At 41.5% G+C, this 12,066-nt stretch carries 5 protein-coding genes; all 5 read right to left on the bottom strand.

Annotated elements, in window-relative coordinates:
* Positions 1–32: 32 nt before the first annotated feature.
* Positions 33–2,990 carry a filamentous hemagglutinin N-terminal domain-containing protein gene (locus ACOWPH_RS25785; RefSeq protein WP_015212965.1) on the bottom strand — a complete coding sequence of 986 codons (2,958 nt, stop codon included), beginning with the start codon at positions 2,988–2,990 and terminating at the stop codon, positions 33–35.
* 67 nt (positions 2,991–3,057) lie between these two features.
* Positions 3,058–5,595: a filamentous hemagglutinin N-terminal domain-containing protein gene (locus tag ACOWPH_RS25780; RefSeq protein ID WP_015212964.1), complete on the bottom strand. Its 2,538-nt coding sequence runs from the start codon at positions 5,593–5,595 to the stop codon at positions 3,058–3,060.
* Between the two features lie 65 nt (positions 5,596–5,660).
* A complete protein-coding gene (locus ACOWPH_RS25775; protein ID WP_015212963.1) occupies positions 5,661–8,192 on the bottom strand; it encodes a filamentous hemagglutinin N-terminal domain-containing protein in 2,532 nt (843 codons plus the stop codon).
* A gap of 89 nt (positions 8,193–8,281) precedes the next feature.
* Positions 8,282–9,007, bottom strand: coding sequence for a COG4280 domain-containing protein (locus tag ACOWPH_RS25770; protein ID WP_015212962.1), 726 nt, complete (start codon positions 9,005–9,007; stop codon positions 8,282–8,284).
* A 285-nt stretch (positions 9,008–9,292) separates the two neighbouring features.
* On the bottom strand, positions 9,293–10,951 hold the full coding sequence (locus tag ACOWPH_RS25765; RefSeq protein WP_015212961.1) for a ShlB/FhaC/HecB family hemolysin secretion/activation protein: 1,659 nt from the start codon (positions 10,949–10,951) through the stop codon (positions 9,293–9,295).
* Between the last annotated feature and the right edge of the window lie 1,115 nt (positions 10,952–12,066).

The following is a 12,066-nucleotide window of genomic DNA, read 5'->3' as shown; positions in this document are numbered from 1 at the left end:
TTGTTCCCTAAATAGGCTTTTTTATAACATGATTAACTTTTAGGAACAGCATTACAGGTTAATGGTTGTTGCACCTGAATGGGAGATTGATCGGCAATTAACTCAATTTTGCCGATCGTGTTACGATGCCAAGAAGTAGCTGAAATCAGAGATTTGGTCGATGGGGGTATTTGGGCTGATGTACTATTTCCAATATATGCAGAGATGTCACGGATATCAGACCAGGTGCGTAGGAGTAGCCCGTCGTAGACATCGCTCCTCACTTGTTGATTAGGGTTTTGCGGAATCCCACCCCGTCCTGTAGCCACAAAACTACTACCACTGGTGTCTGCACATCCTGTAGCTATTTGTTGCGAGGAGTCGGTGATATTCTCTGGTAATTCCACTAAACCAGAACTGGGGTTAACTCCAAAATTATTAATTTGCACAGTACCATTAACACCAAATTGAGAACTCGCTGTAATATCGTTTTCTGAGGTGAGTTGAGGGCGAAATTTTAAGCCAAAGATGCTTTGAGTTGTAATGTTGATATTGCCACCATCACCATTCAAAGCGTTAGCAATAATATCGCTGTTTTCTAACCCAACAATCACCGGAGCATTGATGTTAATGTTGCCACCATCACCATTACTACCTGCTTCGACATTAATTTGACTGCCATTACGACTTAAAAATGTATTTGTTGATGCTAGATTGATGTTACCGCCTTTTCCAGATGCTGTAGTTGCATTAATTGACCCAGCATTTAAAAATAATCGGTCAGTTTGGATGTTTAACTCTCCTGCATTACCAATACCTTGATGAGTAACGCTGATAAAACCTCGATTACGGAGGGTTAATTGCTGAGTATTTATGTTGATCACACCTGTGTTACCTGTGGGAGAGTCTGGAAGCTTAAACAAGCTACGGTTAATGGCATCTAAAAGGGAGGCATTAGCAATGATCACTGCAAAATTATTTTCACCATCTATCAGAATGTCATTGGCTTGGATTGTCAAAGTCCCAGCATCACCAGTTCCCACAGTCGAGTTGCTGATGATCCCACCATTCAGAACGAGTAATTGATTGGTTGTGATTGTGACATCTCCAGGTTTGGCACTGCTATAGTTGACGCTATTTAAAGTACTACTGCCGCCACTTATAGGATTGATACCGCTAATGATTAAGCGATCGCTGACATTTAAAGTAACAGAGCCATTGCTTCCCAGATTACTGACCTGGTTGGGGTCTCCAAGTGCACCAATCACTGGTACAGTAATCACTCCCAAGGTAGCACCATCTTGGATAGATAGTATTGGTGTTGTTATTAACATATTGCCAGTATTACCAGAGCCAGTGCTGAGACTGCCAATAAAGCTGTTTTGAGAGGGAGAAATGGGTGATACTCCGACTAAATTGCTAGATTCCCCCACAACTAACGTAATATCTCCAGCGTTGCCAATTCCCGTACCAGGGATACCTGCCAAGCGAGAAGTAATTGTGCTAATTGTTCCCCCATCAATGAGATTTATTTTACCTGAAGAAACCCTGATATTTCCACTATTACCAATCCCAAATGTGAGAGCGTTAATACCACTGGGCTGAAACCCAATGGAATTCAATCCCAAGGCATAAATCTCATCTGCTCCATCAACCGAAATATTTCCACCCCGTCCAGTTGCTCCAGGAGATACGGTTGTTCTGACTGAAGCACCAGCTTCCAGTGTGAGTTTTCGAGCTACCAGGGCAATATCTCCCCCATTTCCCGCTCCATAAACTTGACTGGCGATACGACTATTAATATTAGTAGAAAAGAAGAAAGGAGATTGCAGAGCAACGACACCATTAGCAGCAATGGTATCTGCTACCACTTCCACATTACCTGCGGCTCCTGCACCTAAACTGAGGGTTTCAATGCCTGCACCATCTTGTAAAGTCAAATTACCAGCTTGAATTTTTACTGCTCCCCCGTTGCCAGTTGCACCTGGAGTCACCTGATTGACAATCCAGGCGCTGGGAGCTTGAGCAGAAGGATTGACACCACCCAAAAAGAGCGATCGCTCTGCATTCACTGTAATATTACCACCCTGCCCAGTTCCTACTGTGGCGGCGGCAAATTGGGATTGATCCAAGGTGATATCTCTCCCTACAACCTGAATACCCCCAAAAGGATTACCTACAGGATCGGGATTCCACAAAGAAGAACTCTGCGTAAATTTTATATCTCGAAAATTTTCAATTTGTGCATAACCTAATTGCCATCCTGCGGGTGTGGGAGTCAAATTTACAGTTCCACTACCCACTGCACCCACTTCAATTCGACCTGCCAGGGCAGTAATCACACCACCTGTAAACGTGACATCTCCTCCAACTAAGGCGATGGTTTTTCCTGGAGAAGCTACTATTCCTAAGTTAGTTGTAGGCACAATGCTATCATTGCCCTGACCCTGCACCTGAATCTGACTGGTAGAATTACCCAATTGCAAACCAATGGGTACGCTCATTGTTAACAATGGTGAATTATGTCCATTCACTGCACTAAATTCTGTTCCATCAGCAAATTTAATACTATTCGCTGTCGTCCCTACAAACGAACCGCCAATATTCAAACTGGCATTTTGACCAAATACGATTCCATTGGGATTCATCAAAAATAAACTGGCTGGGTTATTACCGTTAAGAGTCTGAATTAACCCATCAATATGAGAAATATTGCCACCTGTTACCCGACTAAATATGGTTGTAATATTTGGCGTATTGGTTAAATCAAAGGTTGCTGAACCACCTGTAGGTACTGAGAAGTTGCCGAAACTATGAAATAAATTATTACCTTTTTCAATGCCATTAAGGATATTAAAATTATTGCCATTGGCGTTAACAATGGTGTTAGTAGTACCATCAGATGTGACTTGAGCCAACGCACCGCGACTCCAAAGAAGTATCGCTGTGAGCATCATCCCTGGAGTGAATAACCCCGTTGTTAACATCAATAGAAAGGGTCTAACTCTCATGGCTAAATAATTTCCTGGACTTGATTTCAACTTATTGTTCCCTATAAAGGCTTCTTTGATAACATGACTAACTTTTAGAAACGGCAGCACAGGTGAATGATTGTTGCACCTGGATGGGAGATTTATCGGCAATTAACTCTATTTTACCTTCAGGATTACGATGCCAAGAAGTAGCTGAAATCAAAGTTTTTGGAGATGGTGGTATTTGGGCTGATGCAATATTTCCACGATATGCAGAGATGTCACGGATATCAGTCCAAGAGCCTAGGCGTAGCCAGTTGTAGACATCGTTCCTCGCCTGTTGAGTGGGATTTTGCGGTATTCCACCCCGTCCTGTGGCGACAAAACTGCTGCCAGCATCATGAGAACAACCTGTAGCTATTTGTTGCGAAGAGTCTGTCACATTCTCTGGTAATTCCACTAACCCAGAACTGGGGTCAACGCCAAAATTATTAATATCTACTGTACCATTAACACCAAATTGAGAACTCGCTGTAATATCGTTTTCCGAAGTGAGTTCGTTGCGGTATTTTAACCCGAATATGCCTTGGGTTGTGATGTTAATATTACCGCCATTACCTTGGACTGCATTGGCGACGATATCACTATTTTCTAATCCCAGAATGATGGGGGAGTTGATGGTGATGTTGCCTCCATTACCAATACCACCTGCATTAGTAACAAGTGAACTACCATGACGCATGATCAAGTCGTTTGCTTGGACAAAAACGTTACCACCTTCACCCTCAGCCGTAGCGGCGGTAAGACTACCACCATTGTCAAGTCGGATTGAACCCGCATTAATTTCAAGTTTTCCGGCATCACCAACACCTTGATGGTCAACCCCGACAATTGCCCCATCTGTAATCTGCAAGTGCGAGGTATTGAGGATGAGTTTACCTGTATTACCTGTGATCACATCTGGTAATCCAAATAGTTGCCGAATGGGTGGTGCCAGCAATTCTCCTCTAGCACCTATTCGGCTAGGAAGACCAGAAATACTACCGACTCCACTGACTTCAATACTGTCTGAAACATTGATGAACAAATCTCCGCCATTGCCACTATTTACGGTAGAGGCAACTATACCTCCTCCATCTCTCAATCTTAGTTTAGGGGTGTTAATAGTTAATTGACCCGCGTTTGCTTGGCTAAAGGTGCCTGCTACTATTACGCTTGCGGCCAGGTTTTGTGGATTTTCTCCGATCACTTCGATGAAGTCAGAAGCATTAATCGTGGTATTGCCTCCTGCGCCATTTCCCCAGGGAGAATTGCCAATTACAGCACCATCTAAAATCTGTAATTTGTTAGTAACTACTCGAATATCACCACTTTTTCCAGAACCTCTGGTAATTGTGTTCAGTGAACTGGCAAATCCGCTAATCGGTGATAGTCCCACAATGTGAAGCAAATCTCCAATTTCGACAGAGATATTACTTCCTGCACCTTGACCAAAATTGATGCCATGAAGTGCGCCCCCATCTTTGAGAAATATTTGTGAAGCAGAAACTAGGATATTACCCCCTTCACCATCGCCGAAGTTATCAGCACGCAACATACTTTGCGGAAATCCATTGGTACCAAATCCCCACAGTGCTAACGACTCACTCGCATTCATGCTGATATCGCCAGAATTGCTACTTCCTTGATTAACTAATAAGGCCGCAGAAGCATCATTCAAGCTAATATTTCGACCTTGGAAGTGAATAGAACCCGCAGGAGTACCACTGGCATCAGTAAGGGATTGATGGGAAAGCTGAATATTACCAAATTGTTGGAGATTACCATAATCAAAACTCCAAATAGGAACGGAGGTGTTGAGATTAACTGTGCCATTACTGGCGCTACCAAGTTCAATATGTCCAGAAGGTGCATTTAACACGCCACCATCTAAAGCGATTTCTCCCCCTACTAATGCCAGGGTATTGTCAGAGTTAACGCTTAACCCCAGCGGATTATTGCTGCGATCTGGAGAAGATATCAAAGGGTGAATCAGGAATGTCAAACGATGTCCAGTGTTATTGACGTTAATTGCAGCGGGATTACTTCCCATTTGCAAACCCACAGGTATACTCATAGTCAGTAAGGGGCTACCTGAAGCATTCTCAGCACTAAAATCTACACCATCGCTAAACTTAATACTATTTGCTGTTGTCCCCACAAATGACCCGCCAATATTCAACGAGGCATTTTGACCAAACACAATTCCGTTGGGATTCATCAAAAATAAACTGGCTGGGTTATTACCGTTAAGAGTCTGAATTAACCCATCAATATGAGAAATATTCCCACCTGTTACCCGACTAAATATAGTTGTAATGTTGGGCGTATTGGTTAAATCAAAGGTTGCTGAACCACCTGTAGGTACTGAGAAGTTGCTGAAGCTGTGAAATAAATTATTACCTTTTTCAATGCCATTAAGAATATTAAAATTATTACCACTGGGGTTAACAATGGTGTTAGTAGTACCATCAGATGTGACTTGAGCGATACCTACGGTCGGCTTCGCCAACGCACCGCAACTCCATAGAAATATTGCTGTAAGCATGATTTCTGGAGTTAATAACCCAGTTGTTAACATCAATGGAAAGGGTCTAACTCTCATGGCTAATAATTTCCTGGACTTGATTTCAACTTATTGTTCCCTAAATAGTCTTTTTTATAACATGATTAACTTTTAGGAACAGCAGCACAGGTTAATAATTGTTGCACCTGAATGGGAGATTGATCCGCAACTAACTCAATTTTACCTTCAGGATTACGATGCCAAGAAGTAGCTGAAATCAAAGTTTTTGGAGATGGTGGTATTTGGGCTGATGCACTATTTCCACGATATGCAGAGATGTCACGGATATCCGACCAAGAGCCTAGGCGTAGCCAGTTGTAAACATCGCTCCTCACCTCTTGAGAAGGATTTTGGGGTACTCCCCCCCGTCCTGTAGCGACAAAACTGCTGCCAGTATTATTAGAACAACCTGTAGCTATTTGCTGAGATGAATCTGTAACATTTTCAGGTAATTCCACTAAACCAGAACTGGGGTCAACGCCAAAATTATTAATATCAACTGTACCGTTAATCCCAAATTGGGAACTGGCAGTAATATCACTTTCAAAGGTAAGTTGGTCACGGAATTGCAAGCCGAAAATCCCTTGAGTGGAAATATCAATATTTCCACCTTTGCCATTGACGGCATTAGCAATAATATCACTGTTTTCTAAACCGACAATGTTCGGGGCATTAATTTTAATATTGCCACCATTGCCACTACCACCAGCTTCTGCATTAATGAAACTGCCATGACGCATTAGTAATATATCCTGCATATGGAGTTCTATGTTGCCGCCTTCACCGACTTTTGTGGATGCTAAAAGACTAGCATTTTTGTCAAGATGTAAGGTATTCGCATTAATTTTTAAAATACCTGCATCACCTAGAACTTCGTTTTGAACAAAAACTCTTCCCCCATCATGAATGGTTAATTTAGGAGTATTAATTGTGACGCTACCGGCTTTCGCAGTAGAGTCTCTATTATCACGATTTCCGATAGTGAATAAACGGGCAACCGCTCCAATGTAACTGGGATTTTGTGGGTCTTTCATTCCGCCTACGTCGATTGAGTTAGTGGCATTGATAGTAAGATTGCCTGCATTCCCAATATTTATAGTAGAAACTGAAACTAAGCCCCCATCTTGAATCGACAGTGTGCGGGTATCAATTTGAAGATTGCCTGCATCCCCCGAACTAAAAGTATTAGCTGATAGCAGACTAATCAATAGAGATCCTGGAAGGGTATTTAAACTTGATACCTGAACAGTATCGGCATTGATATTCACATTACCACCATTGCCAGTGGCAAAGCTTCTAGTACCAACATTGCCACCACCAAAAATTGTCAGGCGATCAGTAGAGAGCCATAAATCTCCACCGTGGCCACTTCCATAAGTTGCAGCCATTAACACGCCAAAGATCGGGAAAAGTGAAGGATTAGCCGGGTCAATTCCACCTACTGACACTTCATTTGCTTTGACTACGATATTACCACTACGTGCCGAATTATAGGTACGGTTAATAACGATCGCACCTTGATCAATGGTTAGTTTTGGGGTCGTAATGGCAATATTTCCTGCTGCCCCCGCTTGTAGAGTTTCATTGACTATACCGCTGGAACTTTGAAAGTCTGAAGACATACCAATCACTTGTAACGATTCTGTGGCATTGATGGTAATGTCACCCGCAGTCTGGCTACCTAAATTTTGTACTACTACCAAAGAACCATCCAGCAGATTGATCTGTTTTCCCTGAATTTGTATCGACCCCGGAGTCGTTCCTCGAACAGATGCTACAGCACGTTGGCTCATCTGAATATTACCAAAGCTATAGTTGTCGTGAGGATAGCTAAGTGTTAAAGCTTGAGAAGTTAGATTGATATTTACATTGCCTTGAGTGATGCTTCCTAGTTCTATTCGTCCTCCTGGTGCAGACAGAAAGCTACTGTTGAGGAAAAGATCACCCCCCACCAGAGCTAGTGTTTTTTCTGATGACAGGTTTAACCCATTGGAACTGGTTAATCCAGAAACAGGACTTGTGCCATTCAATTTGTGATTATGACCTGTTCCCTCAACGGATATTGTTCCCGGATGACCACCAAACTGTAGCCCAATTGGTACGCTCATAGTCAGCAAAGGAGTTGTATTTGCAGTCACAGCACTAAACTCTATTCCATCTGCAAATTTAATGCTATTCGCTGTTGTCCCTACAAAAGAACCGCCAATATTCAAACTGGCGTTTTGCCCAAACACAATTCCATTGGGATTCATCAAAAATAAACTGGCTGGGTTATTACCGTTAAGAGTCTGAATTAACCCATCAATATGAGAAATATTGCCACCTGTTACCCGACTAAATATAGTTGTAATGTTGGGCGTATTGGTTAAATCAAATGTTGCTGAACCACCTGTAGGTACTGAGAAGTTGCTGAAGCTGTGAAATAAATTATTACCTTTTTCAATGCCATTAAGGATATTAAAATTATTGCCATTGGGGTTAACAATGGTGTTAGTAGTACCATCAGATGTGACTTGAGCGATACCTACGGTCGGCTTCGCCAATGCACCGCAACTCCATAGAAATATTGATGTAAGCATGATTTCTGGAGTTAATAACCCAGTTGTTAACATCAATAGAAAGGGTCTAACTCTCATGGCTAATAATTTCCTGGACTTGATTTCAACTTATTGTTCCCTAAATAGGCATTTTTAATAACATGATTAATGCAGAAATATGGCTGTTATTAGTTTCTCATGCTATCAGGTTGATTTTTAAGCCAGTATACTGAAATTGCAGCCGTCAGACTATATAAAGTAATTAAAATCAAGATTGAAAATTCATCAAAGGGAAATTCTAACTCGATACCTTCGCCTAACCAAAAAGTCCCCATTGCACTGAGCATAATTCCTGCACCAAGTTTGATTAGAACTTCTGGCAGTTTTACCAAATATTGATGCAATGAAATTACCATCACTAAAGATAATAGCAAAGCCAAGGCTGTACCTGTGAGCGCCTCATACCAATCACTTGTTGCTAAACCCAAAGTAGTGACAATCACAACAATTTCTAAGGCTTCCAGAGCTACGCTTTTGGTCATAATCAGGAAATTGAGTTTGCTAAATCCTAATGATTCTTCGTCTAAAGTAATACCTTCTTTTTCTAATATATGATCATCAATCCAACCTGCTCTTTTTCCGGTTGCTAGTCTGCGTACAGATTTCTGCACCCATCTCCAACCAAACCACAACAACAGCGCCCCAATCAAGATTTGCAATGGTTGTAGTGGTAAAGATTGTAACCCAGTTCCTAGAGTAATCGCCCCAGCTAATACCACTATCAACCCGACGAGGGAACCCCATAGGGCTTCTTGAACATAGCCAGAACTACCAATAGCATAGGCGATCGCTACCACTTCCAAAAATTCAATACTTGTACTGCCAAGTGCAGCCAAGAAAATAGTCCAATTCATCGTACATCCTCGATGGTATAAGGTATGAAATTATTCCCATACAAAAAGATAGGTCAACTCATTATATTAGGAATCCGGTTTGATTCCTAAATTTACTTGTGTAGTCAGGGAACAGGAAAGACAGAATTGATACCTACCGAGTCTTGTATGGCTACGCCACGCAAGCTATCAAAAATCAAATAGGAGTCCTATAGATCCATTCAGCATTCTCTGAAAAACAAAGACCTTTTCCCCATCCGAAATGTTTATGGTTGGGGTGGTCTCAGTGCTTTTTGATTGTTTTTTTTAAAATGGTGAATAGCTCACTGAAAAGTACAAACCATTTTCCTGGAGACTGCTCTTTTCACCTTCTACAGAAACCAGGGGAATACCCCAATCTAGGCGGGCTGAGAAGTTATTACCCTGTTTCCACAGTAGTCCTAAGCCGGTACCCACTAATGTACTTGTTGATGGATTATCGCCCTTGGTGTTCCAACCTTGACCCACATCAATAAAAGGTGTTAGTTGTAGTACTCCGCCAATGTTAGCGGCACGCACTATCGGCAACCGCAATTCTGCTGAAAACAACAATCCATTATCTGTAAGTAATGTGTCTTGGCGATAGCCCCGCACACTGATTTGTCCACCAAGCCCAAATTGCTCTAATGGTACTAGAGAATCTGCTGCTAATTGCAAATCGCCCCTGACTAAAAACAGGGTGTCAGATGCCAACTTTCGCACCCACTGCGCCTGTCCTCGCCAAGCGAAAAAGCGACTATCTGGGGCATTGTCACTAACGTTAGCCCCGAACCAATCTACACCAAAGCTAAATTGCGATCGCGCTGCAAAGACTTGGCTGGTGCTGCGCTGGGTATAATCTTGAAAAAAGCGTAGGGCAGATATGTTAGTTTTACCGTCGGCATCTGCACCGGGTGATAAAGGAAATCCACCAATATTATCCAGACCTAATTCAGTTTGGCTTTCTTGGCGTGAGAATGATAGCCCCATTGCTAATTCTTGAGTGGGCTTTTGTATGAGTGGTTGGCGATAACTCAATTCGTAAGATGTGGTATTTGATTGAATATCCAGAACGCTGAATGGTTCTTCAATCACGCGGTTCCAACCTTGGTTAAAACCTAAAGATATGGTGCCATTGTGGGCATTAATCGGTAGTTTGTAATTCACGTTGATGGCATTACTACCATCGGTATTGGCGTATCCCACGCTGAGGGTGTCACCTAAACCGAGTAAATTGGCTTCTTGAAGATCCACTCCCCGCCGAAAGCTGCCCACACTAGGCGATCGCCCATTATCTATGGTTGTGGTGAGAGAGAAGGTGTCGGCTTCTTGTACCTCTACTTGCAAGATATTGGTTCCTGGAATTACACCCATTTGTAACTCTGCTGAGAGGTTTTGAATGCGCGGATCGAGGCGGAGTAGTTGTAATTTTTCCATTAAGCGCGGCACATTCAGGGGTTTTTTCGCTCCTAGTTGAATGCGATCGCGGATGTATCCAGTCTGTAATCGTCGATTACCAGTGATTTTGATTTCTTGCAGACTACCTTCGATTACCTGAATTTTGACTGTCCCAGCTTCTAGTGTCTGCGGTGTAATTAACGCCCCTGTGGTGACATAACCTTTGTCAGTGTAGAACTTGGTAATGACATCTTTAATTTGTAGCAATTCTACAAATGTTAATTCCTTGCCCACGAAAGGATTTGTAATTGCGGCAAACTGCTCTGGTGTGAAAACTGTACTCCCGACAACTTCAATGCGATCGACTTGAAATTTGGCATTAGCATCATCCTGTCCCGGTATTGATTGATCCGGTAGTTCCAAGGGAGGAAGTAGTTGTTCTTCTGGCATTGATGGCTGTGGTAGCACATCAGAAGGTAAGGGATTAATCTCTGATGGTAATGAAGTGGGATCGGGAGTTTGAGCGTAGACGTAGCCCGTCCTAGACATCGCTTGTTGATAGTTGCACAGCAAAGTTGCCACAACAAAACTGCAAGCAAAAAGTTTTTTCTCAGGGGTAATACTTAAATTATTATTAAATATTTTTGTAAAAAAAACGGATACTCTCTCAAATGCTTCTAGTCGTTCTTTGACTTCTTTTTCTCGACCATATAATTTTTCGGAAATGGTCAAGCGATGTCTAATATCTCGTTCTTCTAATACAAAAGATTCGCTAACTACAGGGTTTCGATCAGTTTTTTGATGCTTGCGACAAACCATTGTCCTGGAACCATTATAGAGTTTTTCAGTTATCTGATATCTGGAAATACTAAACATATTGGCAAATCGGTAGTGGTAAACACCAGAACTAACCCTTTCAAGGTGTATTAATCTTCTGTATTCTTTGGGCTAGAACTTTAGCAGTAGAGACATGAGATTTGTTCTTGAGGTAAGTTCTTTTTGGTTGAGCAATCATCACAATTAGGCTGCTCCAAGCTTACCTTGACTCGGCACATTTTTAATAGATGTCTATCATCTACACTTCACATGATGTTGTAATCAAACAGTATGCTCCTAACGCTTTGACGTAATCAAAAAAAAACACCATTCGCTTACTAAGTTATACTCTAATGCTGTCGGATAAAAAAAGTAGCCTTTTTGACTAGCATATCAAAGAATAATAACTTTCTACTATACTGCTCTTTCCCACTATCTTCAAACCCTGATTTCTCATAAAGAGATAAAAACAAGAAGTCAAAAACTGCGAAATTGTATATATAGAAGGAATTTCAGAACCTATAAAATATGACCACTATAATAACAGACTTTATATCAAAGTGGTCAATTAGTAGGGTTACTAAAGTATAATTTTTTTCTGCTACGGGGAAAACTGATTAAAGAAAGTGGAAACCACAGTAAGTATTTCTACAGAAATACGAGTTTTTACGCATAAGTATTTAGTCCCTAACCTTCATAGCTTTATTTTTTCTATAGAAACATACATGTACTAGTTTTAATCTAAAATAAGTCCCAGCTTTTTCTATTTCACTCTGTTCTTTTTCTGAAAAGAATTTTTGCATTGTTAAAATGGCATTTACAATATAGCAAGCTATATCTGCGTTCAA

The sequence above is a fragment of the Anabaena sp. PCC 7938 genome, from assembly GCF_049315035.1.
In the GTDB taxonomy this organism is placed as follows: Bacteria; Cyanobacteriota; Cyanobacteriia; order Cyanobacteriales; family Nostocaceae; genus Anabaena; species Anabaena cylindrica.
This window is presented reverse-complemented; position numbering and strand designations above follow the sequence as displayed.

What these genes read in the sequence shown, in the direction of transcription:
- ACOWPH_RS25785 (WP_015212965.1), bottom strand. Translation starts at nt 2,990, where the DNA reads ATGAGAGTTAGACCCTTTCTATTGATGTTAACAACGGGGTTATTCACT.
- ACOWPH_RS25780 (WP_015212964.1), bottom strand. Translation starts at nt 5,595, where the DNA reads ATGAGAGTTAGACCCTTTCCATTGATGTTAACAACTGGGTTATTAACT.
- ACOWPH_RS25775 (WP_015212963.1), bottom strand. Translation starts at nt 8,192, where the DNA reads ATGAGAGTTAGACCCTTTCTATTGATGTTAACAACTGGGTTATTAACT.
- ACOWPH_RS25770 (WP_015212962.1), bottom strand. Translation starts at nt 9,007, where the DNA reads ATGAATTGGACTATTTTCTTGGCTGCACTTGGCAGTACAAGTATTGAA.
- ACOWPH_RS25765 (WP_015212961.1), bottom strand. Translation starts at nt 10,951, where the DNA reads ATGTCTAGGACGGGCTACGTCTACGCTCAAACTCCCGATCCCACTTCA.